Raw genomic sequence first — 16230 nt, 5'->3', positions numbered from 1 at the left:
TTGACATCACGGAAAGACTTTTCTATGATGAGTTTATTCTTTTAAACAGCCTGACAATTTCATCATTTTATTTTCTATCCAGAGAGGTGGAGGGACTGGCCCTATGAAACCTCGGCAACATTTATTGTGCCAATTCCAGCAAGCGTATGCTTGAAAGATAGGAAAGAATGATCTATACATATTTGTGCGCTTCAAGCGCATAAAGACGGTATATGAATCTCTTTCCTTCTTTGGGGAAAGAGATTTTTTTATGAAAAAATTTATGTGAAAAGGATGTTTTGCACCATGACGGTTTTAATTACCGCGCCATATCACGACGAGGGGCTGAAGGAGCTGACTGAGCTGTTCGGCCGGACTGTGCACCGGCCGTGGAAGAAGCACGGCCGGGCCTATCGGGAAGATGAATTAATCCGAATGATTCAAGAGACAAACGCGTCGGGGCTTATTACTGAACTTGATGAGGTGTCTGAGCGTGTTATTGACATATTGCCCGATTCCGCTTTTATCGGTGTCTGCAGAGGAACGCCGTCTAATGTGAATATTGCGGCGGCGACTAAAAGAAAAATCCCCGTTTTCTTTACACCGGCCCGCAATGCCCAGGCTGTTGCTGAAATGTTTATCGGAAATGTGATTTCATTTTTGCGTCATACGTATTCTTCCCTACAGTGGCTGAAGGACGGGAAGTGGAATGGTGATTATTTGCAGGCTTACGTCAAATTCAGAGGAAATGAGCTGACGGGGAAAACAGTCGGCCTTATCGGTTTCGGAGCTGTCGGACAGAGAATCGCCCGGCTATTGGCCGCTTTTGACTGCAAGGTGCTTTACTATGACCCATTTGTCCGTCATGAAAACCGGGAGTATGAAAAAACGACGATTGAACGGGTATTTTCTGAAAGTGATATTGTTTCCGTTCACTTGCCGCGCACAGAAGAAACCATCGGCCTTATCGGCGCCCGGCACTTTCAATTGATGAAACAGGAAGCTGTTTTTGTCAATACGTCAAGAGCGGCGGTTACAGACAGCGAAGAGCTGCTGCGGGTGCTGAAAGAACGGCGGATTAAGGGAGCGATCCTTGACGTGTTTTATCACGAACCGCCTGAATCTTCTGATTATGAATTGATCTCTTTGCCGAATGTGTTAGCGACTCCCCATTTAGCGGGCGCAACATTTGAAGTGGAAGATCATCATGTGAAGATTTTAAATGAAGCGCTTTTCAAATGGAAACAAGATCAAACCTGCTCAATACGTGAACTTTATAACAAAAGAGAACTTGAACCGGAAGGAGGAGGCTGTAATGGCTGAACAAAAAGGCTACCTTGTATTTGACATCGGGACGGGGAATGCGCGAGTCGCGGTCGTGACTGCCGGCGGCGAAGTGACCGCGCTTGAAAGGGAAGACATTGAATATGTGACGGATCCGCTTTATCCGGACGGACGATATTTCTCACCGGAAGGGTTATGGAAGCAAATCAGCGCTATGGCAAGGAAGGTTATTGGCAAAAGCCCTCATATTACATTAATCGGAATCACCTCAACAAGCCAGAGGCAGGGAATTGTTCTGATCAATAAAGATAAAAAGGCATTTCTCGGTCTGCCCAACATTGATAACAGAGGGCGTGAATGGGAAGACGGGTTTGAAGCAAAAGAAGAAGTGCATCAGCAAACCGGACGTCTTCCGAGCGCTTTATTTTCCGCCATGAAACTTGTCGGATTAAAAACTAGACAGCCGTCTTTATGGAAAGAAGTGAAGTACATCACAAGCATCAGTGACTGGGTGACATTTGAGCTGAGCGGTATTTTAAGCTATGAACCGTCACAGGCTGCTGAAACACTGCTGTTTGACGTAAGGAAAAAGGCGTGGTCAGAGACATTATGCAACATCTTCGGTGTGCCTTCTGCCATTCTTCCTTCACTCGTCCGATCTGGGACGGTTGTCGGAATGTTAACGTTTAAGAAAACGGCGGTTCTCGGTCTTTCTGAAAGAGTGCCTGTGATTGCAGGCGGGGGAGACACACAGCTTGCCATCAAAAGTGCAGATGCAAAGCCGGGAGATATCGTCATCGTATCCGGCACGACGACGCCGATTATAAAGATAACAGCTGAGACCGGAACTGAAAGTTTAAAGAATGCATGGCTGAATTGCCATACAGAAGAAGGTCAATGGCTCCTTGAAACGAATCCGGGTGTAACAGGGCTCAATTATCAAAAATTAAAATCCATTTTTTATCCGAATGAATCCTACGGCGTCATGGAACGGGAAATCGCAAGTCTGCCGAAACATGATCATGCTTGTATTTCTGCGTTAGGCTCCTATTTATCGCCAGAGAAAAACGCACTGGCAAAAGGCGGATTTATTTTTGACGCCCCGCTGTCCCAAAACTTAAGCAGAGCCCATTTTGTCAAAGCCGCACTGCTGGAAATCGCTTTTTCAATCAAATGGAACTATGAGGCGTTAACAGAGGTGGCTTCCTTTTCACAAGATTATGTGAAGGTGTGCGGCGGCGGTTTCCAAAGTGATGCTTTGACGCAGTTTCTTGCTAACCTTCTCCAAAAGAAAATCTATAAGAGAGAGGGGTTCAGCCAGGCATCCGCAATGGGAGCGGCGATGATTTGCAACGAAGCTCTCGGTGTGAAAGCAGAGCTTTCGAGCCGCACGAAGGTAATTGAGCCGGAAGCGGATCAGACGGATCTCTTCCTATATGAAGAATGGAAATATACGCAAAAATTATTTACTCATTTTCAGCCGGCGGTGAAAGCCTGACTTGGGGATGAGATGACAACATGAGAGATTGCTGAGGAGGAACAAAAATGCTTAATAAAATAGGAATTCCGAAACAGCTCGCCTGGGGATTTTTAGGGGTCGTGCTGTTTATGATGGGGGACGGCCTTGAACAAGGCTGGCTCAGCCCGTTTTTAGTTGAAAACGGCTTGACGGTACAGCAATCAGCATCCCTGTTTACGGTTTACGGTATTTCTCTCGCTGTAGCGTCTTGGTTTTCAGGGGTCTGCCTCGAAGCCTTCGGCGCAAAGCGGACGATGTTTATGGGGCTGTTGTTTTACGTTATCGGAACAGCCGCGTTTATCGCATACGGATTTGAAAATCTTAATTTGCCGGTGATGTATGTCACGTATTTTATTAAAGGGCTGGGTTATCCGCTGTTTGCCTATTCATTTTTGACATGGGTGATTTACCGGTCGCCGAAAAACAGGCTCAGTACGGCGGTCGGCTGGTTCTGGATTGCATATTGCTGCGGGATGTTTGTATTCGGTGCTTGGTATTCAAGCTGGGCCATCAAATCCTTCGGCTATTTGAATACACTGTGGAGTTCAATTTTCTGGGTCTGCCTCGGCGCGTTTTTTGCTTTGATTTTAAATAGGGACCGCTTTGAAAATAAAAAGGCAGATAAGCGGGAAAAGGCGCAGGAATTAATGAAGGGAATCACCATCCTTGCTGAAAATCCGCGCGTGCTCTCTGGGGGGATCATTCGGATCATTAACAGCATTGGTACATACGGATTTCCGGTATTTCTTCCGATGCATATGGCGCAGCACGGCATTTCTACAAATGTATGGCTTCAAATTTGGGGAACGATCTTTCTCGGAAATATCGTCTTTAACTTAATCTTCGGCGCAGTCGGTGATGCCTTCGGCTGGAAAAAGACTGTCATGTGGTTCGGAGGAGTAGGCTGCGGCATTTTTACTCTTTTATTATATTATGCTCCTGTTGTATCACATGGGAACTTGCTTTTCGTCAGCATTGTCGGTTTTATATGGGGAGGGCTCCTCGCCGGGTTCGTTCCGATCGGGGCTATCGTGCCGACGGCGGCCGGCAGCGATAAAGGTGCTGCCATGTCTGTGTTAAATCTGGCTGCGGGCCTGTCGGCATTTGTCGGCCCAGCGCTTGCCTGGGCGTTCATCGGGCTTGTCGGCGCTCAAGGCGTTGTATGGATTTTCGCAGCGCTCTATTTCGTAAGTGCAATCTTGACAAATCAAATCAAAATACCTGAAGAGAAAACGGTAAAACACAATAAAGCATTGCCTGAATACGCTTCTTAACAGCAGCGCCCCGAAAATTCGGGGCGTTTTTTACAGCTGCTGAAGAAACCCGGCAAAGCGCTGAATTTGTTCACGTAACGATAGTTTGTTTTCGTGAAATTGTTTGAAACGATGTCCGTTTGCTCCGGACGGATGCGGGAAGCCTTCCAGAATGAACGCATGACCCATTCTGCCGTTCTTCTTCAGCATGCGGCAGGCTGATTCTGCTGCTTTGCCGAGAGGGATAAGCAGAATGTCCTTTTCCATCATTTCTATTTCATCCGGAAAATATTTCAGCGCGTAACGGCTGAGAAGAGCTGACCTGCTGATTGCCGGCCGATGTCCCGTATAGTTTTTCTGTTTATAAAAAACAGGGTGTTTGATAACGGACGTTGTATGAAGAAGCTCCCGTTTTGAATCAAATAACCGGGATGAATCCTCAACGTGAAGCGCGGCCGGCAGACCGCATTCATTAAGCATTTCGATGATGTTCTGTCTCATTGAACCGGAAAGTCCGGCCGCTTTTTTTGTTTCATACGCTATCGTTTCAAGAGTTTCGCCATCTTTTAAAAGCTGTGCCGCTTTTGTGTAAGCCAGCTGCATTTGAAAAAAACCGGGTGTGATTCCGGAAATGGCAACGACTGCATGAGGGTTAATATATTCATTATGAGGCGAATAATACAAATCCAGATCTCCGTCCTTGGCTAAATGGAAAGCCGGAGTCAGCAAATCCGATTTTGTAAACCCTCCCGAATATGATAGTGCTTTAAGCTGCTGCAAAAAATGCGCAAGCCGCTCACGATCGCAAATCATGTTATGCCTCCTTGAATCCGCCAGTTTCTCTTAGTGTCATCAAAAACGTCGGATGACATGCAGGCTCATACATCACTTTTACCGGCGTTCCAGAGCATCTTCAGGACGTGAGACGTTCCTTTAACTTCGGCCGCCGTCGTTTGCACGGCTGTTTTTTTAGTGAGAAAATCTTCCTGCAGTTCTTTTTGCTTTTGCGATAACAGATCGGTTTCTGTTTTGATTTCACCAACGGCCGTCTGCATGGACGCTGTCGCGGCGTTAATCTTCTTTATATCAGGCGCTGTGTTTCTTTTAAAACGCACGGCGGATACGCCTGCATAAATGAATGCGGCAGCCGCAACGGCAACACTGATATACAAAATGATGATCATCTGCTTTTCACTCCTTTTTTTCAGTTGATACCCTTTACGGATCGTGTTGAATCATTTTATTTGCTAATTGTTTTTTTTCTGCTTATAATGTGAAATCGTACATAAGGACATTCAGAAAGGGTGAAAGACGTGGAAAGCTTACAAAACAAAACGGCTCTTATCACGGGTGCGGGCAGAGGAATCGGCCGCGCCGCCGCTATCGCTTTAGCCAAAGAAGGAGTCAATATCGGTTTAATCGGCCGCACAGAAGCAAATGTCGAAAAGGTTGCGGAAGAAGTGAAAGCCCTTGGTGTAAAGGCATCATTCGCTGCTGCCGATGTAAAAAACCAAAAAGAGGTTGAACAAGCCGTCTCCTCTATTAAAGAAGAACTCGGTGAGATTGACATCTTGATTAACAATGCCGGAATCAGCAAATTCGGCGGATTTTTGGATCTTACGCCTGAAGAGTGGGAAGACATCATTCAAGTTAATGTAATGGGTGTATACCACGTGACACGCGCCGTTCTTCCTGAAATGATTGAGAGAAAATCAGGAGATATCATTAATATTTCTTCTACGGCGGGCCAAAGAGGCGCCGCGGCGACAAGTGCGTACAGCGCTTCTAAATTTGCCGTTCTCGGTCTGACTGAATCTCTCATGCAGGAAGTCAGAAAACACAACATCCGTGTCAGCGCAATGACTCCGAGCACGGTTGCCAGCGACATGTCTATTGAATTAAATCTGACAGACGGCAATCCGGAAAAAGTCATGCAGCCTGAGGATCTTGCAGAATATATGGTTGCTCAATTGAAATTACATCCGCGCATTTTCATCAAAACTGCCGGTTTGTGGTCAACGAATCCTTAAACAAGAGGGGACCTGTCTTCACGACGGGTCTTTTTTGTTTCCGCAAACCCGAATAAATAGGCATAAAAATCCGTTTTTACAGAAAAAAGAGTGAAAAAGAAACAGATATCAGCTATAATTAAACTAAATAAACTATGTACCAAATGTTCATTAAGATTATTTTTCCCCGCCTCCAAAAAACAAATCTATACAAACCAAACTGTCCGAACGATAAAAGGGAAAACGGGATATAAAGAGAATATTTAGCACATGGAATAATTTGTTAGAAGGAAGGGTGTGCACATATTGAAAGAAGAAAAAAGAAGTTCAACCGGTTTTTTAGTGAAACAAAGAGCTTTTTTAAAGCTTTACATGATTACAATGACAGAGCAGGAACGGCTTTACGGACTGAAGCTTCTCGAGGTGCTCCGCTCGGAATTTAAACCCATCGGTTTTAAGCCGAATCATACCGAGGTGTACCGTTCGCTTCACGAACTTTTGGATGACGGGATTTTAAAGCAAGTAAAAGTGAAAAAAGAGGGAGCCAAACTCCAGGAAGTCGTTCTCTATCAATTTAAAGACTATGAAGCTGCGAAGCTTTACAAAAAACAGCTGAAGACAGAGCTTGACCGCTGCAAAAAGCTGATTGAAAAAGCCATTTCAGATAATTTTTAAATCCGGCCGGAACGCACCCGGCCTCCCGGGCTCAAAAGGTTTGTAAGGTATGTTCTGTGATTCATTATACATAATAGCAGGCTCGGAACAATACATATCAATAGAACCTTCAAACTTGACATCGACTCTTGAAGTGGTAACATAAAAAACGTGTGAAAAATACGAACAAAATACGAACAAGGGAGATGTTACCGATCTTAGATCAAAAGAAAGTTGCTTTTATCGGAGCAGGATCAATGGCTGAAGGAATGATATCAGGCATGGTCCGCGCAAAAAAAATTCCCAACCAAAACATCTGCGTGACAAACCGCCGCAATACAGAGCGACTTGCTGAATTGGAACATCAATACGGAATTCAGGGCATTGCTTTTGACAGCATGAAAACCGAAGATATTGATGTCTTTATTTTAGCCATGAAGCCGAAGGACGCCGAAATCGCTCTGGCTACGCTGAAACGGCGTATTCAACCTCATCAAATTATCCTGTCTGTTCTGGCAGGCATAACAACCTCATTTATACAACAATCATTACATGATCGTCAGCCTGTTGTAAGAGTGATGCCGAACACATCCAGCATGATCGGCGAATCGGCAACAGCTGCGGCTTTCGGAGACCATGTCTCTTACGGTTCAGCAAAAACCGCGGTATCCCTTTTGGAATGCCTCGGGGAAGTGTACGTGATCAAAGAAGATCAGATGGACATTTTCACCGGCATCGCAGGCAGCGGACCGGCGTACTTTTATTATTTAATGGAGTTTATTGAAAAAGCAGGTGAAGAAGCCGGCTTAGACAAACGGCTGTCCCGCAAAATCGGCGCGCAAACGTTATTGGGCGCCGCTAAAATGCTGATGGAAACGGGTGAAAAACCGGATGTGCTTCGGGAAAACATCACCTCTCCAAACGGCACGACGGAAGCCGGCCTCGATGCGCTCAGGTCAGAAGGCGGCGGAGAAGCCATTGCCAAAGCCATTAAACACGCGACCGAACGTTCTATTGAGATCAGCAAAACAATTGAAAAAACGGCAGCACTATAATCGTTAAAAAACAGGAGTGATACAGTGACGTCTCGGACGAAGATCAAAAGAGTCGCGGTGAAAATCGGCAGCAGCTCACTGACGAGCCTGCACGGGGAAATCAGCAGAAGAAAGCTGGAAGCATTGGTGGATCAAATCGCACAGCTGAAAGACAGCGGCTATGAAGTGATTTTAGTATCTTCCGGCGCAGTGGCGGCAGGTTATCGGAAGCTTGGATTTATTCAGAAACCGGAAAGCCTCCCTGAAAAACAGGCTTCCGCTTCCATCGGGCAGGGATTATTAATGGAGGCTTATTCAAAGCTGTTTTTAGCGCACGGTTATGTCGCATCACAAATTTTAATTACAAGAAGCGACTTTTCCGATGAATACCGCTACCATAATGTGCGCAATACGATGAACGTCCTTTTGGAACGGGGCATTATTCCGATTATTAATGAAAATGACACGGTCACAGTCAATCGGCTGAAATTCGGAGATAACGATACACTCGCAGCGAAGGTGGCAGGTTTAATTGATGCCGACATGCTTGTGATTTTATCAGACATTGACGGTTTATATGATGATAATCCGCGCAGCAACCCGAAAGCAAAAAGAATCAGACATGTAAGTGACATCACTCCGGAAATAGAAGCAAGCGCGGGAGATGCCGGGAGTGAAATGGGAACCGGCGGAATGCGTTCGAAACTGGATGCTTTTAAAATTGTGATGGCCTCCGGTATTAAAGGCTTTCTCGGGCAGGCCAACATTCCGGACATTCTGCTTCAAGCGGTAGATGAGGCGGCTGAAGGAACTTATTTTGAAGCGGAAGGAACCCTGCCGTTAAACCACAAAGAACAATGGCTTGCATTTAATTCCGGCCCCGAAGGCGAAATTGTGATGGAAAAAGAAAGCAGCCGCGATGTCGCGAACGGAAATATGGAGCTGTCACCGCAGGACATCGAGCAGATTAAGGGCAGATTCAGCAGCGGAGCGGTTGTCAGGCTGCTTGATCAGCAGGGAGAAGAGCTCGGACTCGGCATCGTCAACTATTCCTCAGCCCAGCTGGAGACTTTTAAAGAAACGCCGCATAAACAGACCGATCAATCAGTCATTGATCCGGAAGCGTTTGTCTGCCACGTTGAACTATCCATTCCGATCGGCTGAGAAAGATCTATAAAAATATGAAAAAGCCCGAGGCTTCGTTTTGAAGCTCGGGTTTGTTTTTTATTGATATTGTTCAAGTTTGGAGAAAAATTGAATGACAAAATGATAGAAATCATTTGCAGACGGAGCCAGTTCCCTTCCTTTTGGTTTAATAATGCCTACGGTACGCTTCACTTGAGGAAATTCAATCGGAATTTTGACCGTGAACCGGGGTGTGGTTTCTGCAAAGGTGCTTTCAGGTAATAAAGTAACTCCCATCCCCGCGGAGACTAATCCTTTAATGGCATCTAAATCCTCGCCTTCCGTCGATACAAGCGGCGCAAAGCCGGCCTGTCTGCAAGCGTCAATCGCCATGTTACGGAGAATAAACCCTTCAGGAAATAAAACAAATTGGTCGCCGCGCAGATCAATTAAATGAATATTTTTCTGTTTGGCAAGCGGGTGGTGCAGCGGAACAAGCGCGTAAATCTTTTCCGTGAATAAGATATTGCCTGTTATGTCGGGGAATTCCGTCGGAACGGGGCCGAGCAGCGCCGCATCTATATCCCTGTTTCTTACGGCTTCAATTAAAAACTTATAAGACCCCTGGCGGAGCAAAAACTCAACGTTCGGGTATTCCTCTTTAAATGCCGAAATCACCGTCGGCAAAAGCTGGCTTGCAAGGCTCGTCGGAAATCCTATTTTGACGGTTCCGCGATTCGGATCAAGATATTCATCAATTTGTTCCTTCGCGTAATCAATTGCTTTCATCGCCGTTTTAACATGTTCTAAAAATTGCTTGCCAATCGGCGTTAATTTAATATTTCTGCCTTCCCGTTCAAATAAAGTGACTTTCAGCTCTTCTTCAAGATTTGCAATCTGCCTGCTGATGGCGGATTGTGCGACATGCAGATGATCAGCCGCTTCTGACACATGTTCCCGTTCTGCTACCTCCATAAAATACCGAAGCTGGCGTAATTCCATTGCGTTCACACCTATCTATCTCATTTTGAGATGTATTTGATCTAAATTATATATTGTTTATATTGTTTTGAAAACTTACAATTAATTTAAAGTTGTCAGATTTTATGACCGATAATTAACGGAAACTGATCGGGGGAGAGGAATTATGACTTACAATCAAATGCCGAAAGCACAAGGTCTCTACCGTCCGGAATTTGAGCACGATGCATGCGGAATCGGCTTGTATGCCCATTTAAAAGGGAAACCTTCACATGACATTGTCAAAAAAGGACTGAAGATGCTTTGCCAGCTGGATCACAGAGGAGGACAGGGCAGTGATCCGAATACGGGTGACGGCGCCGGCCTGATGGTTCAGATCCCTGATGCTTTTTTTAAGAAAGAGTGCGGAGAAATGAGACTGCCGGAAAAAGGCCGTTACGGGGTAGGAATGGTCTTTTTCTCGCAAAATGAAGAGGAAAGAAAAAAGATCGAAAAACAGGTGAATGCATTCATTGAGCAGGAAGGACAGATCGTTCTCGGCTGGAGAACCGTCCCTGTAAATGTCGGAAAAATCGGAACAGTGGCACAAGGAACTTGCCCATATGTGCGTCAAGTATTTATCGGAGCCGCAAACGATTTGAAAGACAGCCTTGCTTTTGAACGCAAACTGTATGTCATCCGGAAGCAGGCGGAAAATTGGGGCGTTCAAGAACAGCTTGATTTTTACTTCGCAAGCTTGTCAAGCCAGACTATTGTTTATAAAGGGTTGTTAACGCCTGAGCAGGTTGACGCTTTTTATTTGGATTTGCAGGATGAAACCTTCGTATCTGCATTTTCACTCGTTCATTCAAGATTCAGCACAAATACCTTTCCTACTTGGGAACGTGCCCATCCGAACCGCTATCTGATTCATAACGGAGAAATCAATACGCTCCGGGGCAACATCAATTGGATGAGAGCGAGGGAGCAGCAGTTCGTTTCAGAAAGCTTCGGAGACGATCTTCACAAAGTGCTGCCGATTTTAAATGCTGAGGGCAGTGACTCATCCATTCTTGATAATGCGTTTGAATTTTTCGTGATGGCGGGGCGGAAACCGGCACATACGGCAATGATGCTGATTCCGGAACCATGGACGGAAAACACTCACATGTCTAAAGCGAAACGGGCTTTTTATGAATATCACAGCTCTTTAATGGAGCCGTGGGACGGGCCGACCGCCATTTCGTTTACGGACGGAAAACAGATCGGCGCCATCCTTGACCGTAACGGCCTGCGTCCGGCACGTTACTATGTGACAAAAGATGACCATATTATTTTCTCATCTGAGGTCGGCGTTATTGAAGTTGAGCAGGAGAACATTCTTCATAAAAAACGTCTGGAGCCCGGAAAAATGCTGCTCATTGACTTAGAGGAAGGCCGGATTATTTCAGATGAAGAAGTAAAAACAGAAATCGCCAATGAATTCCCATATCAAAAATGGCTTGAAGAAGAATTGGTTCAAGTGAATCCTGACCCGGAAATCCGGGAAGAGGAACAATTCGATGATCTTCTCGTCCGTCAAAAAGCGTTTGGCTATACGTATGAAGATATCCAGAAGTATTTAATTCCTGTTATTAAAGAAGGTAAGGACCCGCTCGGCTCTATGGGAAATGATTCGCCGCTCGCCGTTTTATCCGATCGCGCCCAATCACTGTTTCATTACTTTAAACAGCTGTTTGCGCAAGTCACAAACCCGCCGATTGACGCGATCCGCGAGCAGCTTGTGACCTCCACGGTGACATGGCTCGGAGCTGAAGGCGATCTGCTGCATCCAAGTGAAAGAAATGCCCGCCGCATTAAACTGTATACTCCTGTATTATCAAACGAACAGTTTTATGCGCTGAAAACACTTGTGCACCCTGACATTAAGAGCCAGAACATCCGCGCGCTGTTTTCCGATGACCTGGAAAAAGGCCTGAAGGATTTGTTTCAGCAGGCGGAAAAAGCGATCAAGGAAGGCGTATCTCTGTTAATTTTATCTGACAGGGCAATGAGTAAGGAATTGACGCCGATTCCGCCGCTCTTGGCCGTCAGTGCGCTGCATCAGCATTTGATCCGCCAAGGCCTGCGAACAAAAGCAAGCATTATCGTTGAATCCGGGGAAGCGCGTGAAGTTCATCATTTTGCGGCTCTCATCGGGTATGGTGCCGATGCTGTCAATCCGTATTTGACTTACGCTACGTATAAGCAGGAAATCGATGAAGGCCGGCTTGATATTCCTTATGAAGAAGCTGTCAGCAAATACGGAAAGAGCGTAACAGAAGGCGTCGTGAAAGTGATGTCAAAAATGGGGATTTCAACTGTGCAAAGTTACAGGGGCGCCCAAATTTTTGAAGCGGTCGGCATCGGTGAAGACGTTATCGCCAAATACTTTACCGGTACTGCATCTCAGCTTGGCGGAATCGATATCGAAACGATTGCGCAAGAAGCGAAACAGCGCCATCAAGCTGCGTACAAGGATGATTACAGCCAAACTCTTGATCCGGGAAGTGAATTCCAATGGCGGAACGGGGGAGAGCACCACGCTTTCAATCCGAAAACCATCCATACCCTGCAATGGGCGTGCCGCAAGAATGATTACAGCCTGTTTAAGCAGTATTCTCATGCAGCGGATGAAGAACGAATCGGATTTTTACGCAATCTGTTCGCCTTCAAAGAAGACCGCAAGCCTTTAAAATTAGAGGAAGTTGAATCAGCTGCGTCCATCGTGAAACGTTTTAAAACAGGAGCGATGTCATTCGGTTCATTAAGCAAGGAAGCCCATGAGGCTTTAGCGATAGCGATGAACAGGCTTGGCGGAAAAAGCAACAGCGGAGAAGGCGGCGAGGACCCGAAACGTTTTGTTCCGGATGAAAATGGCGACGACAGAAGAAGTGCGATTAAACAGATCGCTTCCGGCCGTTTCGGCGTAAAGAGCCATTATCTCGTCAATGCGGATGAATTGCAGATCAAAATGGCGCAAGGGGCGAAGCCGGGAGAAGGCGGTCAGCTTCCGGGCAACAAAGTATATCCTTGGGTCGCGGATGTCCGCGGTTCTACACCAGGTGTAGGGCTGATCTCACCGCCTCCTCACCATGATATTTATTCCATTGAAGACTTGGCGCAGCTGATTCATGATTTGAAAAATGCAAATCGAAGCGCGCGAATCAGCGTCAAGCTCGTGTCAAAAGCCGGTGTCGGCACGATTGCGGCCGGTGTGGCAAAAGGCACTGCGGATGTCATCGTCATCAGCGGCTACGATGGCGGAACGGGCGCGTCGCCGAAAACAAGTATTAAACATACGGGTCTTCCGTGGGAGCTTGGTCTTGCAGAAGCTCACCAAACGCTGATGCTGAACGGTTTACGGGATCGCGTGGTATTGGAAACGGACGGTAAGCTGATGACAGGCCGAGATGTCGTAATGGCCGCCTTGCTCGGTGCGGAGGAATTCGGCTTTGCTACAGCGCCGCTTGTCGTTCTCGGCTGCGTTATGATGCGCGCCTGCCACTTAGATACATGTCCTGTAGGTGTCGCGACGCAAAACCCGGAGCTCCGCAAAAAATTCATGGGCGACCCTGACCATATCGTAAATTACATGCTGTTTGTCGCAGAAGAAGTGCGTGAATATATGGCAGAGTTAGGCTTTAAGACGCTTGATGAAATGATCGGACGGACAGACGTTCTTCATGTCAGTGAACGTGCGAAAGCGCATTGGAAAGCGGGCCAGCTTGATTTATCCACACTGCTGTACCAGCCTGAAGGCGTACGCACTTTCCGTACGGCGCAAAACCATAAAATCGACGAGTCGCTTGATATGACGGTTATTCTTCCGGCGGTGCAGGCTGCAATTGAAGCCGGTCAGGAAGCGGAAGCTGAAATCAAGATTAATAATACAAATCGCGTAGCCGGAACCGTGACGGGAAGTGAAATTTCCAAACGCTACGGAGCGGAAGGCCTGCCGGATGATACGATCAGACTTCATTTTACCGGATCAGCCGGACAGAGTTTCGGAGCATTCGTCCCTAAAGGGATGACGCTTCATTTGAACGGGGATTCAAATGACTACGTAGGCAAAGGGCTTTCAGGCGGAAAAATCATCGTGAAGGCGCCTGATGCCTTCAATTGTGAAACACACGATAACGTTATTATCGGGAACGTCGCATTTTACGGAGCAACAAGCGGGGAAGCGTACATTAACGGGCGCGCCGGTGAACGTTTTGCAGTCCGTAACAGCGGAGTCAATGTCGTTGTAGAAGGTATCGGAGACCACGGCTGTGAATACATGACAGGCGGCCGGGTTGTCGTCCTCGGCGAAGTCGGCAAAAACTTCGGGGCGGGAATGTCAGGCGGTATCGCATACGTCCTGAGTGATGATGCCAAAGCATTTAAACGCAAATGCAACATGGAAATGATTTCATTTGAAAAGCTGACGGATGAGGCGGAGATCAAAGAAGTACAAGAAATGGTCAAACGGCATGCGGCGCTGACAAACAGCAAAAAAGCCGCAGATCTCCTGGACAATTGGGAAAAAGCCGCAGAAACCTTTATCAAAGTCATTCCGAAAAACTATAAACAAATGCTCCTCAGCATCGAAGAACAAAAAGCGGCTGGTTTATCAGAAGAAGATGCAATTATGTATGCTTTTGAAGCCAATACAAAGGTCCTCCAAACGCCTGCCAAAGATCAAAAACAAGCGGTAGTACAGTAAGAAAGGGGAGAGGAACATGGGGAAACCAACTGGATTCATGGAAGAAAAACGAGAAAAACCGGCTGAGCGGGACCCTCTCACTCGCTTAAAGGATTGGAAAGAGTATTCGGCTCCATTTTCAGATGAAGCGTCAAAACGGCAGGGGGCGCGGTGTATGGATTGCGGCACACCGTTTTGCCAAATCGGCGCTGATATCAACGGTTTTACGTCCGGCTGCCCGATTTATAATCTGATACCGGAGTGGAATGACCTCGTCTATCGGGGGCGCTGGAAAGAAGCCTTGGAGCGCCTTCTGAAAACGAATAACTTTCCTGAGTTCACAGGGCGGGTCTGTCCCGCTCCTTGTGAAGGATCTTGTACGCTGGCCATTTCAGATCCGGCTGTTTCAATTAAAAACATCGAGCGGACGATCATTGACAAAGGTTTTGAGAACGGATGGATTCAGCCGAGAATTCCCGCGAAACGCACAGGTAAAAAAGTCGCTGTCGTCGGTTCAGGCCCGGCAGGTCTGGCAAGCGCTGATCAGCTGAATCAAGCCGGTCATTCCGTAACAGTCTATGAGCGTGCCGACAGAGCCGGCGGCCTGCTGATGTACGGCATTCCGAGCATGAAGCTTGAGAAAAATGTCGTCGAACGCCGTATTAAGCTTTTGACGCAGGAAGGTATAGATTTTGTAACAAATACCGAAATCGGCGTTGACATAACGGCAGATGAGCTGAAAGAACAATTTGATGCCGTCATTTTGTGCACAGGCGCCCAAAAGCAGCGCAATCTGCTGATTGAAGGCCGGGAAGCAAAAGGCGTCCATTATGCGATGGACTATTTAACACTGGCGACGAAAAGCTATTTAGATTCCAACTTCAAAGACAAACAATATATAGACGCTAAAGGGAAAGACGTCATCGTGATCGGCGGAGGAGACACAGGAGCTGACTGCGTGGCAACCGCGCTGCGCCAAAAAGCGCGCAGCGTGCACCAGTTCGGGAAACATCCTAAACTTCCTCAGACGCGCACGAACGACAATATGTGGCCTGAACAGCCGCACGTCTTTACCCTTGAATACGCTTATGAAGAAGCGCAGGCAAAGTTCGGCAAAGACCCGAGAGAATATTCAATTCAGACGACAAAAATGGTGGCCGATAAGCAGGGCCGCTTACAAGAGATTCACACCATTCAAATGGAAAAAGTCAGAAACGAATTCGGAAAGTATGAATTTCATGAACTGCCCGGGACAGAAAAAGTATGGCCTGCTCAGCTGGTGTTCATCGCCATCGGTTTTGAAGGGACAGAACAGCCATTATTGAAACAGTTCGGTGTCGATTCGGCAAATCATAAAATTCAGGCGGCATATGGGGATTATAAAACGAATGTTGACGGTGTTTTCGCCGCAGGGGATGCGAGAAGGGGCCAAAGCCTGATTGTATGGGCGATTAATGAAGGCCGGGAAGCAGCGCGCGAAGTCGACAGTTATTTAATGGGGAGCACTGTTTTACCGTAAATAAAGGGGTTTATTTATAAAACCGGCTGGGATCAGCCGGTTTTTCGTATTGAAATGAGTATATAAGGATAACGTGGAAATGGAAGATAACATATGGAATTTTGTTTATCAGAGTGGAGAGATTGTTTTCTTCCGCAGACTGAGACGATTTGCAAGCCTTGAGCCGTT

12 protein-coding genes and 1 riboswitch are annotated in these 16230 nt (G+C 46.7%); of the genes, 9 read left to right on the top strand and 3 right to left on the bottom strand.

The window, feature by feature from the left end; genetic code table 11:
- Positions 1-71 precede the first annotated feature (71 nt).
- A riboswitch (SAM riboswitch) is annotated at positions 72-164 on the top strand.
- Positions 165-285: 121 nt separating this feature from the next.
- From OTK50_RS05165 to OTK50_RS05155, 3 genes are read left to right on the top strand one after another with little or no spacing between them, the layout of a single operon-like run.
- The gene (locus OTK50_RS05165) at positions 286-1302 is read left to right on the top strand and encodes a 2-hydroxyacid dehydrogenase (protein WP_224223579.1); all 1017 of its coding nucleotides are present in this window, start codon (positions 286-288) and stop codon (positions 1300-1302) included.
- Positions 1295-2761 (top strand): FGGY-family carbohydrate kinase, encoded by a 1467-nt coding sequence (locus OTK50_RS05160; RefSeq protein WP_224223578.1) that lies wholly within the window; start codon positions 1295-1297, stop codon positions 2759-2761. Before OTK50_RS05165 ends, OTK50_RS05160 begins: the two co-directional genes overlap by 8 nt.
- A 47-nt stretch (positions 2762-2808) precedes the next feature.
- Complete coding sequence (locus tag OTK50_RS05155; protein ID WP_224223577.1) at positions 2809-4056, top strand: RbtT/DalT/CsbX family MFS transporter; 1248 nt, start codon at positions 2809-2811, stop codon at positions 4054-4056.
- 30 nt (positions 4057-4086) lie between these two features.
- On the opposite strand, the gene OTK50_RS05150 is transcribed toward OTK50_RS05155, so the two are convergent.
- Positions 4087-4848, bottom strand: a complete 762-nt coding sequence (locus tag OTK50_RS05150; protein ID WP_224223576.1) for a hypothetical protein — start codon at positions 4846-4848, stop codon at positions 4087-4089.
- 65 nt (positions 4849-4913) lie between these two features.
- Complete coding sequence (locus tag OTK50_RS05145; protein ID WP_224223575.1) at positions 4914-5219, bottom strand: DUF948 domain-containing protein; 306 nt, start codon at positions 5217-5219, stop codon at positions 4914-4916.
- A gap of 129 nt (positions 5220-5348) precedes the next feature.
- Here OTK50_RS05145 and OTK50_RS05140 point away from each other — a divergent pair, with 129 nt between their 5' ends.
- The 4 genes from OTK50_RS05140 to proB all read left to right on the top strand — a co-directional run bounded on the left by OTK50_RS05140 (position 5349) and on the right by proB (position 8896).
- Positions 5349-6065 (top strand): 3-ketoacyl-ACP reductase, encoded by a 717-nt coding sequence (locus OTK50_RS05140; protein WP_007407344.1) that lies wholly within the window; start codon positions 5349-5351, stop codon positions 6063-6065.
- Positions 6066-6350: 285 nt separating this feature from the next.
- A complete protein-coding gene (gene rtp / locus OTK50_RS05135) occupies positions 6351-6719 on the top strand; it encodes a replication termination protein (protein ID WP_003153833.1) in 369 nt (122 codons plus the stop codon).
- 185 nt (positions 6720-6904) lie between these two features.
- A complete protein-coding gene (proC, locus tag OTK50_RS05130; protein ID WP_014418088.1) occupies positions 6905-7753 on the top strand; it encodes a pyrroline-5-carboxylate reductase in 849 nt (282 codons plus the stop codon).
- A gap of 24 nt (positions 7754-7777) precedes the next feature.
- Positions 7778-8896, top strand: coding sequence for a glutamate 5-kinase (gene proB, locus OTK50_RS05125; RefSeq protein WP_130570912.1), 1119 nt, complete (start codon positions 7778-7780; stop codon positions 8894-8896).
- 60 nt (positions 8897-8956) lie between these two features.
- Here proB and OTK50_RS05120 read toward each other — a convergent pair whose 3' ends face one another.
- Entirely contained in the window at positions 8957-9859 is a 903-nt protein-coding gene (locus OTK50_RS05120) for a LysR family transcriptional regulator (protein ID WP_003153836.1), read from the bottom strand.
- A 145-nt stretch (positions 9860-10004) separates the two neighbouring features.
- Between OTK50_RS05120 and gltB the strand changes: the two genes are divergently transcribed.
- The gene (gltB, locus tag OTK50_RS05115) at positions 10005-14564 is read left to right on the top strand and encodes a glutamate synthase large subunit (protein ID WP_266121839.1); all 4560 of its coding nucleotides are present in this window, start codon (positions 10005-10007) and stop codon (positions 14562-14564) included.
- Between the two features lie 16 nt (positions 14565-14580).
- Positions 14581-16062: a glutamate synthase small subunit gene (gene gltD / locus OTK50_RS05110; protein ID WP_007611890.1), complete on the top strand. Its 1482-nt coding sequence runs from the start codon at positions 14581-14583 to the stop codon at positions 16060-16062.
- Positions 16063-16230: the final 168 nt, after the last annotated feature.

The organism is Bacillus sp. NEAU-CP5, from assembly GCF_026420705.1.
GTDB lineage: Bacteria > Bacillota > Bacilli > Bacillales > Bacillaceae > Bacillus > Bacillus velezensis.
This window is presented reverse-complemented; position numbering and strand designations above follow the sequence as displayed.